23 protein-coding genes and 3 tRNA genes are annotated in these 18525 nt (G+C 34.7%); 16 read left to right on the top strand and 10 right to left on the bottom strand.

Annotated elements, in window-relative coordinates; genetic code table 11:
• Window positions 1-32: 32 nt before the first annotated feature.
• The 9 genes from WBY99_RS00190 to WBY99_RS00150 all read left to right on the top strand — a co-directional run bounded on the left by WBY99_RS00190 (window position 33) and on the right by WBY99_RS00150 (window position 8660).
• Window positions 33-1142 (top strand): AI-2E family transporter, encoded by a 1110-nt coding sequence (locus tag WBY99_RS00190; protein ID WP_423974346.1) that lies wholly within the window; start codon window positions 33-35, stop codon window positions 1140-1142.
• A 34-nt stretch (window positions 1143-1176) separates the two neighbouring features.
• Complete coding sequence (locus WBY99_RS00185; RefSeq protein ID WP_423974345.1) at window positions 1177-1554, top strand: DoxX family membrane protein; 378 nt, start codon at window positions 1177-1179, stop codon at window positions 1552-1554.
• A 298-nt stretch (window positions 1555-1852) separates the two neighbouring features.
• Complete coding sequence (pgi, locus tag WBY99_RS00180) at window positions 1853-3499, top strand: glucose-6-phosphate isomerase (RefSeq protein ID WP_423974344.1); 1647 nt, start codon at window positions 1853-1855, stop codon at window positions 3497-3499.
• 24 nt (window positions 3500-3523) lie between these two features.
• Window positions 3524-4408: a bifunctional 5,10-methylenetetrahydrofolate dehydrogenase/5,10-methenyltetrahydrofolate cyclohydrolase gene (locus tag WBY99_RS00175; RefSeq protein ID WP_423974343.1), complete on the top strand. Its 885-nt coding sequence runs from the start codon at window positions 3524-3526 to the stop codon at window positions 4406-4408.
• A complete protein-coding gene (locus WBY99_RS00170; RefSeq protein ID WP_423974342.1) occupies window positions 4401-5033 on the top strand; it encodes a 7-carboxy-7-deazaguanine synthase QueE in 633 nt (210 codons plus the stop codon). Before WBY99_RS00175 ends, WBY99_RS00170 begins: the two co-directional genes overlap by 8 nt.
• A 35-nt stretch (window positions 5034-5068) precedes the next feature.
• A complete protein-coding gene (locus WBY99_RS00165) occupies window positions 5069-6442 on the top strand; it encodes an exopolysaccharide biosynthesis polyprenyl glycosylphosphotransferase (RefSeq protein ID WP_423974341.1) in 1374 nt (457 codons plus the stop codon).
• A gap of 37 nt (window positions 6443-6479) precedes the next feature.
• Complete coding sequence (locus WBY99_RS00160; RefSeq protein ID WP_423974340.1) at window positions 6480-7232, top strand: MlaE family ABC transporter permease; 753 nt, start codon at window positions 6480-6482, stop codon at window positions 7230-7232.
• Window positions 7232-8041 (top strand): ABC transporter ATP-binding protein, encoded by an 810-nt coding sequence (locus tag WBY99_RS00155; protein ID WP_423974339.1) that lies wholly within the window; start codon window positions 7232-7234, stop codon window positions 8039-8041. Before WBY99_RS00160 ends, WBY99_RS00155 begins: the two co-directional genes overlap by 1 nt.
• Window positions 8034-8660 carry an outer membrane beta-barrel protein gene (locus tag WBY99_RS00150; RefSeq protein ID WP_423974338.1) on the top strand — a complete coding sequence of 209 codons (627 nt, stop codon included), beginning with the start codon at window positions 8034-8036 and terminating at the stop codon, window positions 8658-8660. Before WBY99_RS00155 ends, WBY99_RS00150 begins: the two co-directional genes overlap by 8 nt.
• 36 nt (window positions 8661-8696) lie before the next feature.
• Here WBY99_RS00150 and WBY99_RS00145 read toward each other — a convergent pair whose 3' ends face one another.
• Both WBY99_RS00145 and WBY99_RS00140 read right to left on the bottom strand, forming a co-directional pair.
• The gene (locus tag WBY99_RS00145) at window positions 8697-9020 is read right to left on the bottom strand and encodes a hypothetical protein (protein WP_423974337.1); all 324 of its coding nucleotides are present in this window, start codon (window positions 9018-9020) and stop codon (window positions 8697-8699) included.
• A gap of 72 nt (window positions 9021-9092) precedes the next feature.
• Window positions 9093-9902, bottom strand: coding sequence for a M48 family metallopeptidase (locus tag WBY99_RS00140; protein ID WP_423974336.1), 810 nt, complete (start codon window positions 9900-9902; stop codon window positions 9093-9095).
• A 99-nt stretch (window positions 9903-10001) separates the two neighbouring features.
• Between WBY99_RS00140 and WBY99_RS00135 the strand changes: the two genes are divergently transcribed.
• Complete coding sequence (locus WBY99_RS00135; RefSeq protein ID WP_423974335.1) at window positions 10002-10535, top strand: DUF4251 domain-containing protein; 534 nt, start codon at window positions 10002-10004, stop codon at window positions 10533-10535.
• Between the two features lies 1 nt (window position 10536).
• Here the strand turns inward: WBY99_RS00135 and meaB are convergent, their stop codons facing one another.
• The gene (gene meaB / locus WBY99_RS00130; RefSeq protein WP_423974334.1) at window positions 10537-11520 is read right to left on the bottom strand and encodes a methylmalonyl Co-A mutase-associated GTPase MeaB; all 984 of its coding nucleotides are present in this window, start codon (window positions 11518-11520) and stop codon (window positions 10537-10539) included.
• Between the two features lie 147 nt (window positions 11521-11667).
• Between meaB and WBY99_RS00125 the strand changes: the two genes are divergently transcribed.
• The 4 genes from WBY99_RS00125 (at window position 11668) to WBY99_RS00110 (ending at window position 13511) form a co-directional block, all read left to right on the top strand.
• The gene (locus tag WBY99_RS00125; RefSeq protein ID WP_423974333.1) at window positions 11668-11988 is read left to right on the top strand and encodes a cytochrome C; all 321 of its coding nucleotides are present in this window, start codon (window positions 11668-11670) and stop codon (window positions 11986-11988) included.
• A gap of 14 nt (window positions 11989-12002) precedes the next feature.
• Window positions 12003-12347, top strand: a complete 345-nt coding sequence (locus tag WBY99_RS00120; RefSeq protein WP_423974332.1) for a tRNA-binding protein — start codon at window positions 12003-12005, stop codon at window positions 12345-12347.
• Window positions 12348-12470: 123 nt separating this feature from the next.
• Window positions 12471-13169 (top strand): 3'-5' exonuclease, encoded by a 699-nt coding sequence (locus WBY99_RS00115; protein WP_423974331.1) that lies wholly within the window; start codon window positions 12471-12473, stop codon window positions 13167-13169.
• Between the two features lie 15 nt (window positions 13170-13184).
• On the top strand, window positions 13185-13511 hold the full coding sequence (locus WBY99_RS00110; RefSeq protein WP_423974330.1) for an SUF system Fe-S cluster assembly protein: 327 nt from the start codon (window positions 13185-13187) through the stop codon (window positions 13509-13511).
• 42 nt (window positions 13512-13553) lie between these two features.
• On the opposite strand, the gene WBY99_RS00105 is transcribed toward WBY99_RS00110, so the two are convergent.
• From WBY99_RS00105 to WBY99_RS00090, 4 genes are all read right to left on the bottom strand, one after another.
• On the bottom strand, window positions 13554-13958 hold the full coding sequence (locus WBY99_RS00105; RefSeq protein ID WP_423974329.1) for an OsmC family protein: 405 nt from the start codon (window positions 13956-13958) through the stop codon (window positions 13554-13556).
• A 139-nt stretch (window positions 13959-14097) separates the two neighbouring features.
• Entirely contained in the window at window positions 14098-14502 is a 405-nt protein-coding gene (locus WBY99_RS00100; RefSeq protein ID WP_423974328.1) for an OsmC family protein, read from the bottom strand.
• Between the two features lie 6 nt (window positions 14503-14508).
• Window positions 14509-15114, bottom strand: a complete 606-nt coding sequence (locus tag WBY99_RS00095) for a hypothetical protein (RefSeq protein ID WP_423974327.1) — start codon at window positions 15112-15114, stop codon at window positions 14509-14511.
• 9 nt (window positions 15115-15123) lie between these two features.
• The gene (locus tag WBY99_RS00090) at window positions 15124-15972 is read right to left on the bottom strand and encodes a hydroxymethylglutaryl-CoA lyase (RefSeq protein WP_423974326.1); all 849 of its coding nucleotides are present in this window, start codon (window positions 15970-15972) and stop codon (window positions 15124-15126) included.
• A 186-nt stretch (window positions 15973-16158) separates the two neighbouring features.
• Between WBY99_RS00090 and pepT the strand changes: the two genes are divergently transcribed.
• Window positions 16159-17418 (top strand): peptidase T, encoded by a 1260-nt coding sequence (gene pepT, locus WBY99_RS00085; RefSeq protein ID WP_423974325.1) that lies wholly within the window; start codon window positions 16159-16161, stop codon window positions 17416-17418.
• Window positions 17419-17979: a hypothetical protein gene (locus WBY99_RS00080; protein ID WP_423974324.1), complete on the top strand. Its 561-nt coding sequence runs from the start codon at window positions 17419-17421 to the stop codon at window positions 17977-17979. It begins immediately after the preceding gene.
• A gap of 199 nt (window positions 17980-18178) precedes the next feature.
• Here WBY99_RS00080 and WBY99_RS00075 read toward each other — a convergent pair.
• From WBY99_RS00075 to WBY99_RS00065, 3 genes are all read right to left on the bottom strand, one after another.
• A tRNA-Leu gene (locus WBY99_RS00075) sits at window positions 18179-18262 on the bottom strand.
• Window positions 18263-18271: 9 nt separating this feature from the next.
• Window positions 18272-18344: transfer RNA gene (locus tag WBY99_RS00070), tRNA-Gly, on the bottom strand.
• A gap of 54 nt (window positions 18345-18398) precedes the next feature.
• A tRNA-Leu gene (locus WBY99_RS00065) sits at window positions 18399-18483 on the bottom strand.
• Between the last annotated feature and the right edge of the window lie 42 nt (window positions 18484-18525).

Raw genomic sequence — 18525 nt, 5'->3', positions numbered from 1 at the left:
AAAAAAAGAAAAATTATCGTTATTTTTGTGATATGAAAGATATTAAACTTCCTTTTATTGCGAAATTAGCCTTGGTACTGATCAGTATTTTGGCTTTAGGATATTTAGCTAAAATCGGTAAAGGTATTTTAGCACCACTCTTTTTTTCGATTTTAATGGCATTATTATTTCTTCCGTTTGCAAATTTTCTGGAAAGAAAACTGTGGTTCTCAAGAACCATTTCTACATTTTCATCTCTTTTCATGATGTTGCTTTTTTTAACTGGATTAGTGTACTTTTTTTCAGCACAATTAAGTGATTTTACAAATGATTTTCCTGTTTTGAAAGAGCAAGTTTCACGATCATTTAATGATTTGCAAATTTGGGTTTCACACACTTTCCATCTGAATTTTGCCAAACAAATGAGTTATATCAATCAGGCATTAGAGCAATTACTTTCTTCAACCGGACTCATTTTAGGATTTACCGTTACGATGTTTTCATCAACGATGGCTTTTTTTCTTTTCAGTGCTTTATTTTTTATTTTCATATTAAATTATCGTCGGATTTTATACCAGTTCACTATTTCGATATTTCAAAACCAACATTTCGAAAAAGTAAATGAAGCAATTAGCGAAATTCAAAAAATCATCAAGAATTATATTTTCGGATTATTTATTCAATTTATTATTGTCAGTAGTTTAACAAGTATTTTACTTTCAGTTTTAGGAGTAAAATATGCCATTCTTTTAGGAGTCTTAACCGGTTTGCTGAACGTGATTCCCTACATTGGAATTTTATTATCCAGTTTAATCGCTTGTTTAATTTCTTTTGCAACTGGAGGCAATAACACGCTTTTTGTTTTAATTGGCTATTTGATTATTCATTTGATAGACGGTAATATAACTCTTCCACTGGTAGTGGGTTCAAAAGTAAAAATCAATGCACTCTTTACATTTATCGGACTATTAATTGGTGAAGAATTATGGGGGATTTCCGGTATGTTTTTAAGTATTCCTTTTTTAGCAATTCTAAAAATTATTTTTGAAAGAGTTGAAGGTCTGCAACCGTGGGGAAAAGTTTTAGGTGAAGAAACGAAAATGAAAAAAATTCGTAAAAAATACAAAATATCAAAAAATATTACTTTAGAAGAAAAAGAATAATTCAGTAAATTTGATTTTACAAAAATATAAAATCATGAAAATTCTAAAAACAATCCTTTTTACATTATTCGCTTTAGCCTTCATTAATGCGGGTCTTAACGAGTTTTTTCATTACATGCCCACACCCGAACTTCCCGAAGAAACCAAAAAAGTTTTCGCAGCATTGATGGTAGTTCCATGGATTCTACCATTAGTTGGAATCATTGAAGCAATTGGCGGATTATTAGCACTCTTTCCGAAAACCAGAACTTTGGGAGCAATTGTACTTTTACCAGTAATGGTGGGCATCTTGGCTCAAAATTTCACGGTTGACCCAGCTGGAGCCGGAATTGGAATTGCTGTGTTTTTATTTATAATTTTACTTTGGATTTTGTTTGATAACAAGCACAAATTGAAAGGGATTTTCAGTTGAAAATTAACCATTTGTAATTTAAATACTATTTACAAAAAACTTAAATAGAGATTTGATTTAATTATCATCAATAAAAAACAGTTATCAAATCATCAACATTTAACATCTTTTTCCGCTTGTTCTTTATTTTATCCGTCGAAGAAAAAAATAATTAGGAGTAAAAACCCAGACCAAAAATCTTGGCAGAAAACCACTTGAAAATCAACGATCGTTATTTTCTCGGAGGTTTTATTTTCCGTAAATTTGCAATTATTTCAGAAACTTCAAAGTTTAAAATTTCTCATTTAAAATCTCTAAAATGTTACCTAAAATAAATCCTACCCACACCACCGCTTGGAAAAATCTTCACGAACATTTTGCCCAAAACGATTTCGAATTGCGAACTCTTTTCCAATATAATCCGCAACGATTTAATCAATTTTCGGTTCAGCGAAAAGATTATCTTTTTGATTATTCTAAAAATTTAATCGATGCAAAAACGTTCGAACTTTTGCAAAATTTAGCGGAAGAATGCGAAGTTAAAACAGCGATTGAAAAAATGTTTTCTGGTGACAAAATCAATGAAACAGAAGGAAGAGCAGTTTTGCATACCGCATTGAGAGATTTTTCAGATCAAGAAATTTTGGTCGATGGTGAAAACATAAAACCTGCGATTAGAAAAGTTTTAAACCAAATGAAAACCTTTTCCGAGAAAATTATTTCTGGGGAACACAAAGGTTTTTCGGGCAAAGAAATTACCGATGTTGTGAATATCGGAATTGGAGGTTCTGATTTGGGACCGGTTATGGTTTGCTCGGCTTTGAAACATTTTAAAACACGACTGGAAGTTCATTTCGTTTCGAATGTTGATGGAAATCACATTGCGGAAGTTCTCAAAAATTTGAATCCGGAAACAACGCTCTTTATCATTGCCTCAAAAACTTTTACCACTCAGGAAACGATGACCAATGCTACTTCTGCAAAAGATTGGTTTTTGAAAAGCGGAAAACAGGAAGATGTCGAAAAACACTTTGTGGCATTATCTACTAATATTCAATCAGTTAAAGCGTTCGGAATTGCAGAAGAAAATATTTTCGAATTCTGGGATTGGGTCGGTGGAAGATATTCTCTTTGGAGCGCAATTGGTTTAAGCATCGTACTTTATGTTGGTTATGAAAATTTCGAACAATTATTAAAAGGAGCGAATGAAACTGATATTCATTTCAAAACCGCAGATTTTAAAGAAAATGTTCCTGTTTTAATGGCACTTACTGGAATTTGGTATCGCAATTTCTTCGATGCGGGAACGTACGCAATTTTACCTTATTCCCAATATTTGGACCGTTTTCCGGCGTATTTGCAACAAGGTGATATGGAAAGTAATGGAAAATGTGTCGATAGAAATGGACATTTCGTGGACTATGAAACGGGTCCAATTATTTGGGGAGAACCTGGAACAAACGGTCAACACGCATTTTACCAATTGATCCATCAAGGAACAGAATTAATTCCGGCAGATTTTATTGCTTATGTGAAATCTTGCAACGTGGTTTCTGATCACCAAGAAAAATTATTGGCGAACTTTTTTGCCCAAACCGAAGCATTGGCTTTTGGGAAAACACAAGCAGAAGCAAGAGCTGATTTAGAAAAATCTGGTCTTTCAGAAGAGAAAATTGAAAGATTGGTTAACTATAAGTCCTTCCACGGAAACACCCCTGCCAACTCATTATTATTCAATGAATTAACTCCATTTTCGTTGGGACAATTAATTGCATTGTATGAACATAAAATTTTTGTTCAAGGCATCATTTGGAATATTTTCAGTTTCGATCAATTTGGGGTGGAATTAGGAAAAGTTTTGGCAGGAAAAATTCTTGCGCAACTTGAAAACCAAGAAGTTATTTCTTCTCACGATTCTTCTACAAATGGTTTGATGAATTATTTTAAAGAAAAAAGTAAATCTTAAATAAATCTTAAAGTAAAAAGTAAAATGGCACAAATTCTCGACGGGCTGAAAGTTTCGCAAGAAATTAAAAAAGAAATTCGCGCAGATGTTGACAAAATCGTTGCAGCCAAAAGAAGACCACCGCATTTGGTTGCAATTTTGGTCGGAAAAAACGGAGCGAGCATGACTTATGTGAATAACAAAATTAAGGATTGCCAAGAAGTTGGTTTCAAATCTTCATTGGTAGATTTTCCAAGTACGGTTTCAGAAGCTGAACTTTTAGAAAAAATTGATGAACTTAATCAATCCAAAGATGTTGATGGATTCATCGTTCAGCTGCCTTTACCAAAACAAATTGACCAAGAAAAAATCATCATGGCAATAGATCCAAGAAAAGATGTAGATGGTTTTCACCCCGAAAATTTCGGGAAAATGGCTTTGGAAATGGATACCTTTTTACCAGCAACTCCATTTGGGATTTTGACTTTATTAGAAAGATATCATATCGACACCAAAGGAAAACACTGTGTAGTTATTGGCAGAAGTCGAATCGTAGGAAAACCAATGAGTATTCTAATGGGCAGAAAAGATTTCCCTGGAAATTCAACGGTAACGCTTACCCACTCTTATACGCCTCATATAGAAGAATTCACCAGAAATGCAGACATCATCATTACCGCTTTGGGCGATCCCAATTTCTTAAAAGCAGATATGATTAAAGCAGGTGCGATCATCATTGATGTAGGAATTACTCGTGTTGAAGATCAATCTGAAAAAGGATACAAATTGGTGGGCGATGTCGATTTTGAAAGTTGTAAAGAAAAAGCAAGTTGGATCACGCCAGTCCCAGGCGGAGTAGGTCCAATGACGAGAGCCATGTTGATGAAAAATACAATTTTAGCGTATAAAACTTCAGTATATAATGATTAACGAAGAAGAAAACATTTTACTAAAACAAGGTAAAATGCTCCCCGTGATGGAGCATTTTTACACCTTACAAGGCGAAGGTGCGCACACTGGAAAAGCCGCATATTTTATTAGATTAGGAGGCTGCGATGTAGGCTGTCACTGGTGTGATGTGAAAGAAAGTTGGGATCCCAATCTACATCCTTTGATGAATACCGAGGAAATCGCAGAAACCGCAGCGAGTTTTTGCAAAACCATTGTTTTAACAGGCGGTGAGCCCTTGATGTGGAATTTAGAAATTTTAACGAATAGGCTAAAAGAGCTCGGTTGTGAAATTCATATCGAAACTTCTGGAGCTTATGAAATGTCTGGAACCTTAGATTGGATTACCCTTTCTCCTAAAAAAACTGGTTTACCAAAACCAGCAATTTATGCCAAAGCCAATGAATTGAAAATGATTATTTTTAATAATAGTGATTTCAAATTTGCGGAAGAACAAGCGGCGAAAGTTTCAGAAAACTGTGTTCTATATCTTCAAAGTGAATGGAGCAAAAGAGACGAAATTTATCCCAAAATAACCGATTTTATATTGGCAAATCCGAGATGGCAAGCATCGGTACAAACTCATAAATATTTGAATATTCCATAAATTATATTAGATTTACTTTCTAATTAAAATGCAATATGCAAAGAATTCGATATTCCCGATATTTCAAAACCAGTTTTATTCTGCTCGATGTCTTTGTGATAGCGGCTGTTTTTGTGTATTTCTTTCTGAGAAATAATGATCAGCTTTTTTCAGAAGAAGCCTCGGAACAAAATATATTATCGATTATCTTACTTATTTTCTATTGGGTTCTACTCAGCAGCAGAACGAAACTTTACTCTGTAGCTCGAAATATTACCTATACCATTTATTTGGAACGATTGGTTACGCATATTTTCATTTTCATTTTTGGGGTTATTTTATTAGGGAAAGTAAGTAATAATGAATTTCTGCAGCAAGACCGATTTTTAGTTGCGCTAAGTTTATTTATACTTTTATTGCTCATCAAATCAACACTTTTCTTTACTCTAAAATATATTAGAACTTTAGGTCTTAACTACCGAAATATCATGTTTCTATCCAATGACTCCTCATCAGAAATATTAAAAAATATTTTAACAGAACGAAAAGATTATGGTTTCAAAATTCATGATTATCCAAATGTAGATCAATTAAATTTTGAAAAGCTAGTCGCATTCTGGAAAGAAAATGGGATTCACACCATGTATATTTCGACAGAGTTCAAAAATTACAGTAAAGAGCAGGATTCTGAAGTTCACGGATTAGCAGAAAAACACAAAGTCCGTATCTCTTTAATTCCCAGCGTAATAGAAAATAATTTCTTTCAATATGATTTAGAATACACCGAAACCCAACCTATTTTGGTACAATCTAAATTCCCGCTGGATTACTTAACTAATATTGTATTGAAACGGACATTTGATCTCTTATTTTCCTTTTTAATATTGGTATTGATATGCACTTGGCTATTTCCGATTATTGCATTATTAATTAAATTAAATGGCAAGGGTCCTGTATTCTTCGTTCAAAAAAGATATGGTTATCACGACGAAGTTTTTAACTGTATTAAATTTCGCACTATGTATATTAATGGCGATTCTGCACGAAAAACAACGGAAGAAAACGACAAGCGAATAACCAAAATCGGTAAATTTCTTCGAAAGACAAGTTTAGATGAAATGCCGCAATTTTTAAATGTTTTAAAAGGCGAAATGTCGGTAGTTGGTCCCAGACCTCACATGCTTTTGGTTGATGATTTTTACAAATTAAAAATTGGGCGTTACTCCATCCGAAGTCTAGTAAGACCTGGTATCACTGGTATGGCTCAGGTAAACGGATTGCGTGGTGACACCGGTGATGTCGATATGAAAATGCAAAAAAGAATTCTTGCTGATGCATTTTACGTAAAAAACTGGACATTAAGTTTGGACTTGGTTATTATTTTTAAAACCATTTTTTTAGTTATCGGCGGAGATAAGAATGCCAATTAAAGCCCTATTAAAAAATAAAAAACACTAATTTTGCAGCATGTTAAAAAATCTTTTGAGCCAAGTCGGCGCATATTTCTTTCTCTTATCAAAAACGTTAAAAAAGCCCCAAAAGGCATCGATATTTGGTAAATTATTCATGCGTGAGATTTATGATCTCGGGGTTAATTCTTTCGGATTGGTTCTCTTTACCTCCACTTTCGTAGGAGCAGTTGTAGCGATTCAAATGTTCAATAATTTCAGTGCGTCATCATTTCCGATCCCAAATGCTTTTATTGGTTATGCAACCAAAGTTGTTCTTATTTTAGAATTTGCGCCAACCATTATATCGGTTATTTTGGCGGGTAAAGTTGGTTCCTATATTGCATCAAGCATTGGGACCATGCGGGTTACCGAACAGATTGATGCTTTAGATATTATGGGAGTTAATTCTCCTAACTTTCTAATTTTACCTAAAATTTTAGCAAGTGTAATTTTTAATCCTTTACTCATTGCAATTAGTATTGTTTTTGGAATCTGGGGAGGATATTTGGCTGGAACTGCAACAGGCAGCTGGAGCAAAGCAGATTACATCACTGGAATTCAAATGTATATGCCCCAGCATTTTATCTGGTATGCATTTTTCAAAACAGCAGTATTCGCTTTTTTAATTGCAACAATCCCAGCCTATTTTGGTTATAATGTAAAAGGAGGCTCGCTAGAAGTTGGTCGTGCAAGTACCCAAGCTGTCGTATGGACAATTGTCGCTATTATTATTATGAACTTAATATTAACTCAAATGTTCCTTAGCTAATGATTGAAGTAAAAGATTTAAAGAAAAAATTCGATGAAGTTGAAGTATTAAAAGGAATTACAACAACCTTCGAGACAGGGAAAGTAAACCTCATCATCGGGCAGAGCGGTTCAGGAAAAACAGTATTTCTAAAGAGTTTACTTAATGTTTACCAACCAACCTCTGGCGAAATATTGTTTGATGGCAGAAACATTAATAATATGTCTCGGGATGAAAAACAGCAACTTCGTTCTGAAATAGGCACGGTCTTTCAAGGAAGTGCCCTTTTTGACTCAATGACCGTAGAAGAAAATATTACTTTCCCTTTGGATATGTTTACCAACCTCACTTTCAGAGAAAAGAAAAGAAGAGTTTTCGATGTTATTGGCCGCGTGCATTTAGAAAAAGCCAATCGAAAATATCCTTCCGAAATTTCTGGTGGAATGCAAAAAAGAGTTGCCATTGCTAGAGCAATTGTTAACAATCCAAAATACCTTTTTTGTGATGAGCCCAATTCTGGATTAGATCCTTATACTTCTAATATTATCGATGATTTACTTTTAGAAATCACCAAAGAATACAATACCACAACCATTATTAATTCCCACGATATGAACTCGGTGATGACAATTGGCGAGAAAATTGTATATCTCCGTCTTGGGATAAAGGAATGGGAAGGCAACAAAGACATCCTGATCAATGCAGGCAATAAAAACCTTATCGATTTCGTTTATTCATCGGAGTTATTCAAAGAATTACGAGAGTATTTCATGAAAACAAACAAAACCTCAATTGACAATATAATTACAAAACCCCATTCTAATGAATAAATTATTTAGTATCGCATTAATTGGTGCAAGTGTACTAACTTCTGCACAGATAAAATTTGCAGCAAAAGCCAATTTGCTTTTCAAAACAGACAGCCCTTCTTGGGAAAACATCAAAGGTAGCGCATTAGGCGCATACAATGATTCTGGAAAAAACAATGCTGGCTTCAATGTTGGTCTTTCTGCGAAAGTAAATTTACCTGCATCATTATTTTTAATGCCCGAAATCTATTATACTACTTTCAAAAGTGAATTTGATGTTCCAGAATCTAACACTACTCTAGAAGCGAAGAGCAATCGTATTGATGTGCCGGTTCTTTTGGGATATCGTCTTTTAGGAGATAACTTAGGGATTTTTGTAGGTCCTGTTGCGTCTTACAATCTTTCAACTGATGATCAATTTAATGATTTTAAAGAAAATGCTGCCAAAGACTTTACAGTTGGGTACCAATTCGGAGCGCAAGTTCAACTTCAAAAATTGATTGTAAATGCTAAATACGAAGGTGCGTTCACAAAAGATCAAAGAGACTTCGTTGGTACGAGAATCGGTGGTTCTAGTGAAACGATTCGTTACGACAGCCGACCAAGTTTATTTATGGTAGGTTTAGGCTATGAGTTTTAATAAAAACTTTAAAAGAAATAATAAAAATCCTCTGAATTAATAATTCGGAGGATTTTTATTATCTGTTGATGTATAATCTACTGTTTGTTGTTTCGCCAATTCTGCGGCTTGCTTTTCCAAATCTTCTTTTTCTTTTCGAAGCTGGATGAACTCTTTCCTTTTTTGCTCTTGTTTCAATGCGGTTCCTTTACTGATATATCCTACAATACCTCCGATGATTAAACCAATTCCGATTCCGGCGAGAATACCCATTAAATTAATCGGTTCAAAAAGTTTTATGAAAGAAAATTGTGGCAATATATAATAAAGCAAAAATGCTAAACCAAGAAGCAGAAAACCTATAAATGTTAAATTTTTCATAGTGGTATAATTAAAAAACCTTCCCAAATTTATGAAAAATAAGGAAAGGTTACGTTATGGTTGTTAAAAGTATTATACTTTACCACCAGCGGCTTTGTAATATTCTAAAGCTTTCGACATATGTTTTTCTAAATCTGCTCTTCGGGTATCCGGATTTGGGTGAGTTGAAAGAAACTCTGGAACCCTATTTCCTGTAGAAGCAGCCTCCATTCTTTGCCAGAAAGGCTGTGCTTCTCTTGGATCATAACCAGCCATTGCCATTAAATAAAGTCCCATCTCATCTGCTTCTAACTCCTGACTTCTCCCATATTTTAGTAAAGCTACTTGAGCACCCAATGGATAGGCTTGTTGGAAGATTGACGCTAACTGACCATTAGAAATTGTACTTCCTAAAATTGCACCACCATATTCTGCAATCATGGCTTGGGAAATTCTCTCATTTCCATGACCAGCAAGTGCGTGGGAAATTTCATGACCCAGAACTACAGCTAAACCTGCATCGGATTTAGTAATCGGCATAATACCCGTATAAACTGCAACTTTACCACCAGGCATACACCAAGCATTAATTTGTTTATCATCGAGTAAATTAAATTCCCACTGGTAATTTGCAAGATCACCTTCTCTACCAATTCCTCGGTAATAGTTGTTTGCTGCATTTTTTATTCTTACGCCAACATTCTGAACACTCTTTGCTTGTGTTGTTCCCGAAATAACTTTCGCCTCTGATAGCGCCTGTTTATATTGCTGAAGCGCCATTGCAGAAATCTCTTGATTATTTGCTAATTGTAAAGATCTACGCCCAGTAATTGGATTGGTTGTACAAGCAATCATCATTGCAGACACCATACCGATACTTAATATTTTGTTAATATTTTTCATAGTTTTATCTATTGATTTTAAAGTTTTAAACAATTTTTATTCCAAATGAAATTTAATATACAATATTGCATAATTTTTGCATGAATACAAAAAAATAAAATGAAAAAATTAACCAAAATATTTATTGCAGTTTTAACTCTTACTCTTGCATTATCTTGCAGCACCCAAAGCAATATCGCTCCTGCAAACATTACTTCCTTATTACAATCCAATGAATTTACTTTTGTCGCAGAGCATGCAAATCCAAATAACTTAGATGTTATCAATATTATAAACTCCCTACCCAATGGAAGTTCGTCTCAAATGCTAAATTTAGATTCTGGTTATACGATTGAGATTAGGAAAGACAAATTAGAGGTCACTTTACCCTACTTCGGTCGAATGTACACCTCAAATATGGATCCCAGTAAAAACTCCTTCCGATTTACATCCAAAGATTTTACAATCAATAAAAAGGACGGAAAGAAAGGAAGCTCCATATTTACAATAATTACCAATGATCAGCAAAATATCAGGACAATTAATATGCAAGTTTTCACAAATGGGAAAGCTTATGTTTCCATTGATTCCAATGACAGACAACCGATTTCTTATGATGGCTATATTACGGCGAACGCAGCAGCAAAAAAATAACTTATTTTTTTAATAATTTTTCAACAAAAACTTTTGCTTCTGTACTTGGATTTGATTTCAGTTCAGAGGCATTTTTTTTATGTTCTTCGTAAAAGGTTTCAGTTGATTGATCGGACTTGGTTTTCTGTAAAATATATACTTGCACCCAATAATCAAAACGTTTTTCTGCTTGTTTTTTTCGAGTTCCTTCAAAAGAATGATTCAAGATTTTTAAGTCAGTAAATTCTTGAATTTTTTCATAAACCTCTTCCAGTCCAGTATTATTCAAAGCTGAGCCAAGGAGAACGGGTACTTTCCAATTTTTTTCCTTTGAGGGTAAAAAATGAAGTGCGCGCATTAAATCTACTTTCGTATTTTTTGCTTTGAGGCGGTTTTCTTCTTCTACTTTATTGATGAAAATCAAATCCACCATTTCCATAATTCCGCGTTTAATGCCTTGAAGTTCATCGCCGCCACCAATAATCTTCAAAAATAAAAAAACATCAGTAATATCAGCGACCAACACTTCACTTTGACCAACTCCCACGGTTTCTATCAAAATAAAATCATAACCTGCAGCCTCGCAAATCAGCATCGTTTCAAAAGTAGCGTTGGCTACTCCACCTAAAAATCCCGAAGTTGGACTCGGTCGAATGAAAGCATTTTTTTCCTTCGCCAATTCTTCCATTTTGGTTTTGTCACCTAAAATAGATCCTTTGTTTAAAGAAGAACTTGGATCAATTGCTAAAACTGCCACTTTTTTCCCCTGCTGAATCGCCAATTTCCCAAAACTTTCAATGAAGGTTGATTTCCCCGCACCAGGAACTCCAGTAATCCCTATTCTGATTGATTTTCCCGTAAAGGGTAATATTGCTTTTAAAAGTTCTTCTGCTTGCTCCCGATGTTCTGTTTTTTTACTTTCCACCAAAGTAATTGCTTTTCCGAGCAATCGTTTGTCGCCGGACCGTATTCCATTTATCAAATCTTGGTTTGAAAGAGTTTTCATTGATTCAAAAATACAATTCTTTTACCTATTAAATTTCAGAAAAAGTTTCCTAATGTATTACAATTGCCTTAATTTTTTAAGACTAAAACAAATCTAAGAAGAAATTTACTTATTTTTGAATGAATAAATCAATTACAAATTATAATAATGAAAAAAGCAAATTTCAGAAAAGGTTACGCAAGCCCTGTTTACACTCTTTTAATTGCTGCATTTGGTGCGATAGGATCCATGTATTCTTGTAGCCCAAAATCTGCAGTTACAGGAACAAAAGTGATGACTGCAGAACATCTCGCACAAGGCAAAATTGTTTTCGATAATTCCTGTGGTAAATGTCATGACTTACCAAGCCCAACAGATCATTCCGCACAAAATTGGGTAGGAATTATGAACTCGATGGCTTCGAAAGCAAAGTTAAATGATGCACAACATCAAATGGTTTACGATTATATTGTTTCTGTAAAAAAATAAATTTTGATTTTTTAATGAACATTAAACCGGAAATATCTTGGCAAGATTTCGAAAAAATTGATATCAGAACTGGAACTATCGTTTCCGTTTCTGATTTTCCAAAAGCGAGAAATCCGTCTTATCAATTAGAAATTGATTTTGGTGATTTAGGAATTAAAAAAACTTCCGCACAAATCACCGAATTATATATGAAAGAAAACCTCATCGGGAAACAAATTTTGGCGGTTGTGAATTTCCCTAAAAAACAAATTGCCAACTTTTTCAGTGAATGCTTGGTTCTAGGCGTTTATGGTGAAAATAAGGAAGTTACGCTTCTTTCGACTTCGCTTCCTGTGGAAAATGGGTTTCAGGTTGGGTGATTTCATCATTTTTAACATTAAGAATTGAGTCGTTAAGAGAATCATTCTTCTGAATTTTTAAGATTTCAATAAAATTTAAAAATTAAGTTCTTCTTCTATTAATATTCATTTAAATACACAATCATGATTCAAAATATCCCTTTAGAAAAAGTACTATTTCTCGATATTGAAACCGTTCCACAATTTGGGACTTGGCAAGATTTAAATGAATCGACGCAAAAACTCTGGGATAAAAAAACTAGATTCCAACGAAAAGAAGAAATCACCGCAGAAGAGTATTACCGAGAAAGAGGCGGAATCATGGCAGAATTCGGCAAAATAATTTGTATCTCTGTCGGAATATTAGAAAAAAACGGCAAGCTGACGATTAAAAGTTTCTACGGAGACGATGAAAAAAAACTGCTGGAAGAATTTGGAGAAATTTTTAACAGACCAAAACTTCGGGATGTTATTTTGTGTGCGCACAACGGCAAAGAATTCGACTTTCCCTGGATTGCAAGACGGTTTTTAATTAACGGAATGCAACCTCCGATTCCTTTTCAAATGTTCGGAAAGAAACCTTGGGAAATAGCACATCTCGACACTATGGAACTTTGGAAATTCGGTGATTATAAATCGTTTATTTCCTTAGAATTATTGGCTCATCTCTTTGGTATTCCAACTCCAAAAGACGATATTGATGGTTCAATGGTCGCATCAATTTATTATATAGAGAAAGACTTATTTAGAATCGTTCAATATTGTGAAAAAGATGTCTTAACTTTGGCAAATGTTTTTCGGCGTATGCGTCAGGAAGATTTATTAGAAAAAAGTGAAAATTAAACGTCCCAAAAGTAAATGAAATATACAGACGACAAAATTGCCGAAATTGGCGAAAACATCATAACAGCCCTGAAAACCGTTTATGATCCAGAAATTCCAGTAGACATTTATGAATTAGGATTAATCTATGACGTACAAATTTCGGACGAAGGTAAAGTAAAAGTAATTATGACTTTAACAACGCCCAATTGCCCCGTTGCAGAAAGTTTACCTGCAGAAGTTCGGGAGCGCGTCACCGAAGTTGAAGATGTTACCGAAGTTGATTTGGAACTCACCTTTGAACCTTCCTGGAACAAAGACATGATGAGCGAAGAAGCCAGATTTGAATTGGGAATGTTCTAAAAAAAAATGCTGGAAATTTCCGGCATTCATTATTTATAAAGTTTATCCTTCGAACTCAAACATTACTGTTTTCTGAACATTGGGATGTATGGATAGTGCCACAGGACAGTTCAGTGCTGTTTCTTTTATAAATTCCTTTTCTCTATCCGTAAACTTTCCCGGAATTCTCACGATGCAGAAAATCGTTCCTATTCTCTTCGGTTCGGGATGGGTTGATTTTTTCAGTTCACAGGTGGCTCCGGTGATGAAGATTCCTCTGGGCTCACCCAAAACCGCCACCGCCATTAACATCGATTGGCCGTAAGATATTCCGAAAATATCAGAAGGGGAAAATAATTCTGAAGTACCGCCTTCTCTTAATGGAGCGCAGGTTTCAATTGTAGCACCCGATTTCTCATGTTGCGAAACTATTTTAAAGTCGCCCAAATAGGTAATTGTTGAAGTCATAATCTGTGTTATTTTGATATAAAGATAACAAAAGTTCATCACAAACTATAATTTATAACCTGCTATTAATCAGCTCTTAAAAACAAATACTTTTTTTAAAATTCTGGCTTTTTCGAAATGATAGAAATCCAGAAACAGACTATGCTGAATAATTAAAACTGACTGTTTTTTTTACCTCAGAACTCAGTGACAATGCAACCGGACAGTTCATCGCAGTTTCTTTGATGAACTCCTTTTCACTATCCGAAAAGTTCCCTTTAAAATACAGGTCGCAAACGATTTCTGCAATTTTTCTCGGTTTGGGATTCATATTTTTTTGGATTTCGCCATAAGAACCATCAATGACAATTCCTTTGTCTTTTCCTAAAATCGCAATCGTTGTCAACATACACTGCACCAGAGAAGTTGCGCAAAGATCCGTGGGCGAAAAAGCTTCTCCTTTGCCATGATTGTCGGTGGGAGCATCGGTGAAAATTTTCGATCCTGACTGCAGATGCTCGGATTCGCACCGCAAATCACTAAGGTAAGTTATTTTTGAAGTCATAATAATTTAATTAAATTTCATTGTTACAGGCATTCGAAAATTATTTGTAGTTGCTATTCCACCAATACATAATGGTGTCCATTTTTTCTCAATCTTATAAAATGTCAGTTCTAATTCTCTATTGAATTCAGCATTGTTGCCTTTTGCTCTAACATTATTAATAATTCCATTTTCTGTAATTGTGAATGTTACAATACTATTTAAATCTCCCGAAAATTCAGTTTCTGATTTAACCTCTTTAGATTTCGTCGGTTTATAATTGCTCTTTTTATCAAAACTTGGCATTTGAAATGGAGTTCCATCATTTTTGCATTTTAAATTTTGCTTTATAACTGGATTTTTACTCGCCTCCGTTTCATTCAATTTGATTTTTTCAAGTAATGCAAATTCCAAATTTCGTCTTTCTTCATTTACTGTTTTCTCATGTTGCGCCATTATCTTATCCCGTTCTTTCTTTGGCAAACTTGCAAGTGAATCTTTTGCTTTTATTTGATACTCAATTAAAATAGAATCATATTTTTTATTAATATTTCTTAATTCAGAAACATCATTGGTTTGAGCATTTATAAAAAAACTAAAAAAAATAATTAATAGGGGTAGGGATTTATTCATAAAGTTATTTTAAAAATGAAAAATATCTTTTGCTTTATTATAAGCATTTTCGAAATTGAGTAAATTTAATGAATGCTCGATTTTTTCTAAGGCCATAAAATTAATCACCTGCTCAGTCGGCATATTTCCGACCAGATCATCTTTCGCCATCGGACAGCCGCCGATTCCTTTGATGGCAGAATCGAATCTGCGACAACCATTATCATACGCAGCTTTTAATTTTTTATAAGAATCTTCAGAGCGGTTATGAAAATGCCCTCCAAAGTCGATATTTGGATATTTTGTTGGAATGGTTTTGAAAAGCAATTCTATTTGTCCCAGCGTGCCAGTTCCTGTGGTATCTGAAAGTAAAATATTTTTAATCCCGATATCGGCAAATCTTTGAGCCCAATAATCAACATCTGTCGCCTTCCAAATTTCGCCATAAGGATTTCCGAAAGCCATCGAAAAATAAACGTTCAAAGTACGCCCATCGGATTCTAAAAGCTGGGTTATCTTTTTAATATCGTTAAAGGCTTCTTCTTGATTTTTATTGGTATTCCGATATTGAAAAGTTTCAGAAATAGAAAAAGGAAAACCTAGAATATCAACAGCTTGATGTCCCAGAGCTTTCTCAGCTCCGCGGTAATTTGCAACAATTACAGAAAGTTTTGTATTCGAAACTCCTTTATCAATTTCATCAATTACCGTTCCTGAATCTGCCATCTGAGGAATTGCTTTTGGCGAAACAAAACTACCGCAATCCAGGACATCAAATCCCACCTCCATTAATGAATTAATATAGTCGATTTTTTTTTGAGTCGGGATCAATTCACCCCAACCTTGCATTGCATCTCGTGGACATTCAGTTAGAAACATTTCTATTTTTTGATTTTCTCAAATATACCAAAACTTTAAAAAATAATCAAAAAAACCAATTTAACTCTAATCGCCTATATATCAACAAATTAAAACATGACTAATAATAAAAGTACTAAAAAATATTTACTGAAAATTTACCTTATCCTCAAGCTAAAATTCTAACTTTGTTAAAAATACTATTTTATGACTACCATAGATTTTAATCTCGACTGGAAACTGAAATTACAAAATCGTTTTATTAATTATGTAAAAATATATTCTACCAGTGATCCTGAAAGCGACACTACGCCTTCTACACCACAACAATGGGATATTGCTAAATATATTTTCGAAGAATTAAAAGCGCTTGGGCTGAGTGATGTTTCGATGGATGAGCACGGCTATATTTACGCCTATGTTCCTTCTAATCTAGAAAATGATAATGAACCGGTCGTTGGATTTATTTCGCATTATGATACTTCGCCAGACTTTAATGGAGAAAATGTGAAGCCGCAAATTTGGGATGATTACGATGGCGGTGATTTGCTTTTAAACAAAGAAACCGGATTTATCCTTTCTTCCACAAAATTCGAAACATTAAAAGACTATGTTGGTAAAACATTAATTACCACAGATGGAACCTCTTTGCTCGGTGCTGATGATAAAGCTGGTATTGCAGAAATCGTAACAGCCGCCGAATTTTTACTTGCACATCCGGAAATTAAACACGGAAGAATTGCAATTGGATTTACGCCAGATGAAGAAATCGGAAGAGGCGCACATCAATTCGATGTGAAGAAATTCGGTGCAGAATGGGCTTACACCATGGATGGTAGCGAAGTGGGAGAATTAGAATATGAAAACTTCAATGCAGCCGAGGCGGTTGTGAAAATTCACGGCTTAAGTGTACATCCCGGTTATGCGATTGGCAAAATGATAAATGCTTCTTTATTGGCAGCAGAATTTATTAAAATGCTTCCAGAAAACGAAACACCTTCCACCACAAAAGGATTTGAAGGTTTTTATCATTTAACGGATTTAAAATCTGAAGTTTCAGAAGCAAAAATTCAATATATTATTCGTGATCACGACAATGATAAGTTTGAAACAAGAAAAAAATTCATGATCAATGTTGTTGCAGAATTCAACAAAAAATTTGGCGCTGGAACTGCCGAAATTGAAATCAAAGAACAATACCGAAACATGAAGCAGCAGTTTGAAGGCAAAATGCATATTGTAGATATTGCAGAACAGGCGATGAAAGATGCGAATATCGAACCGAAAATAAAAGCCATTCGAGGCGGGACAGACGGCGCACAGCTCTCTTATATGGGACTGCCTTGTCCGAACATTTTTGCGGGCGGAATTAACTTCCATGGTCCTTATGAATATGTTTGCCTAGAATCAATGGAGAAAGCAGTGAAAGTGATTGTGAATATTGCGAAAGCGATGAAGAAGAGATAAATGAAAAAGACAATCATTTTTTTTAGCGCGCTTTCGTTTTCTATTTCTTCCGCTCAACTTTCGAAAATTGAACAATTAGATAACACTTATAACCAAAAATTTAAAGAGATCTCTGAAAAATACGAAAAGGTTTATAATGTAGAAAGAAAAAAAGAAGAGGTGAAGATCATTATGGACAGGCTGGAAGGCTATGAACTTGCGATAAAAGTCATTCAAAAAGAGGAGCCAAAAGTAGATGTAATGCACTTTCAAAATTATTTTACAACACCTCCTGAATATGAAATTGGCATCAATGGTTTTCGAGGTTTGGTTGCACAGCACTTCAATACTTCCGCTGTTACCTTAGAAGATGGCATTGTAAGAACGATGGCTCGGTTTCTGGTAGATGAGCAAGGTAACATTAGTAACATTACTGCTATAGGTGATTATAGAGAATTTAATCTCTTAACAACAATTGCCCTTTATGAAATTAGGAATGAAGGAAAATGGAAACCTGCCGAAAAAGATGGTATTCCAGTCCCATCAGTCCTTGCAGTTCCGATCACTATGAAATTTGAATAAAATAAGCCCATCGCAAGATGGGTTTTTTGTTGGCTGATTTTTTTGTTTATAGAAAATTCTAAAGAGAAGTTTTATGTTTTGACTTCTCAATAAAAGTTTTGCTTAGCCCCCAACTTTTGCTCTTGATCCCTTAACCACTCTTTTAGCCACACTAAAAATAAAAAACCCTCTGAAATCAAACGATTCAGAGGGTCTAAAGTACCTCGGACGGGACTTGAACCCGTACATCCTTACGGACACAGGATTTTAAGTCCTGCGTGTCTACCAATTCCACCACCAAGGCAAGTGGTTGAGCGAAAAACGGGATTCGAACCCGCGACCCCGACCTTGGCAAGGTCGTGCTCTACCAGCTGAGCTATTTTCGCAATACTATTTTTTAAAAATGTGCTGGTAAAAGCTACAATAATATTCCTAAAAAATGGTGCGGATGAAGGGACTCGAACCCCCACGCCTCACAGCACCAGATCCTAAGTCTGGCATGGCTACCAATTACATCACATCCGCTAAATGAACACTGTTCTTTTTTTTGTGAGTGCAAATATAAAA

This window comes from Kaistella sp. (assembly GCF_049588135.1).
Taxonomy (GTDB): Bacteria; Bacteroidota; Bacteroidia; order Flavobacteriales; family Weeksellaceae; genus Kaistella.
This window is presented reverse-complemented; position numbering and strand designations above follow the sequence as displayed.

Bases quoted from the DNA above. Each gene is read 5' to 3' on its own strand.
- WBY99_RS00190 (WP_423974346.1), top strand. From the start codon at position 33: ATGAAAGATATTAAACTTCCTTTTATTGCGAAATTAGCCTTGGTACTG.
- WBY99_RS00185 (WP_423974345.1), top strand. From the start codon at position 1,177: ATGAAAATTCTAAAAACAATCCTTTTTACATTATTCGCTTTAGCCTTC.
- pgi (WP_423974344.1), top strand. From the start codon at position 1,853: ATGTTACCTAAAATAAATCCTACCCACACCACCGCTTGGAAAAATCTT.
- WBY99_RS00175 (WP_423974343.1), top strand. From the start codon at position 3,524: ATGGCACAAATTCTCGACGGGCTGAAAGTTTCGCAAGAAATTAAAAAA.
- WBY99_RS00170 (WP_423974342.1), top strand. From the start codon at position 4,401: ATGATTAACGAAGAAGAAAACATTTTACTAAAACAAGGTAAAATGCTC.
- WBY99_RS00165 (WP_423974341.1), top strand. From the start codon at position 5,069: ATGCAAAGAATTCGATATTCCCGATATTTCAAAACCAGTTTTATTCTG.
- WBY99_RS00160 (WP_423974340.1), top strand. From the start codon at position 6,480: ATGTTAAAAAATCTTTTGAGCCAAGTCGGCGCATATTTCTTTCTCTTA.
- WBY99_RS00155 (WP_423974339.1), top strand. From the start codon at position 7,232: ATGATTGAAGTAAAAGATTTAAAGAAAAAATTCGATGAAGTTGAAGTA.
- WBY99_RS00150 (WP_423974338.1), top strand. From the start codon at position 8,034: ATGAATAAATTATTTAGTATCGCATTAATTGGTGCAAGTGTACTAACT.
- WBY99_RS00145 (WP_423974337.1), bottom strand. From the start codon at position 9,020: ATGAAAAATTTAACATTTATAGGTTTTCTGCTTCTTGGTTTAGCATTT.
- WBY99_RS00140 (WP_423974336.1), bottom strand. From the start codon at position 9,902: ATGAAAAATATTAACAAAATATTAAGTATCGGTATGGTGTCTGCAATG.
- WBY99_RS00135 (WP_423974335.1), top strand. From the start codon at position 10,002: ATGAAAAAATTAACCAAAATATTTATTGCAGTTTTAACTCTTACTCTT.
- meaB (WP_423974334.1), bottom strand. From the start codon at position 11,520: ATGAAAACTCTTTCAAACCAAGATTTGATAAATGGAATACGGTCCGGC.
- WBY99_RS00125 (WP_423974333.1), top strand. From the start codon at position 11,668: ATGAAAAAAGCAAATTTCAGAAAAGGTTACGCAAGCCCTGTTTACACT.
- WBY99_RS00120 (WP_423974332.1), top strand. From the start codon at position 12,003: ATGAACATTAAACCGGAAATATCTTGGCAAGATTTCGAAAAAATTGAT.
- WBY99_RS00115 (WP_423974331.1), top strand. From the start codon at position 12,471: ATGATTCAAAATATCCCTTTAGAAAAAGTACTATTTCTCGATATTGAA.
- WBY99_RS00110 (WP_423974330.1), top strand. From the start codon at position 13,185: ATGAAATATACAGACGACAAAATTGCCGAAATTGGCGAAAACATCATA.
- WBY99_RS00105 (WP_423974329.1), bottom strand. From the start codon at position 13,958: ATGACTTCAACAATTACCTATTTGGGCGACTTTAAAATAGTTTCGCAA.
- WBY99_RS00100 (WP_423974328.1), bottom strand. From the start codon at position 14,502: ATGACTTCAAAAATAACTTACCTTAGTGATTTGCGGTGCGAATCCGAG.
- WBY99_RS00095 (WP_423974327.1), bottom strand. From the start codon at position 15,114: ATGAATAAATCCCTACCCCTATTAATTATTTTTTTTAGTTTTTTTATA.
- WBY99_RS00090 (WP_423974326.1), bottom strand. From the start codon at position 15,972: ATGTTTCTAACTGAATGTCCACGAGATGCAATGCAAGGTTGGGGTGAA.
- pepT (WP_423974325.1), top strand. From the start codon at position 16,159: ATGACTACCATAGATTTTAATCTCGACTGGAAACTGAAATTACAAAAT.
- WBY99_RS00080 (WP_423974324.1), top strand. From the start codon at position 17,419: ATGAAAAAGACAATCATTTTTTTTAGCGCGCTTTCGTTTTCTATTTCT.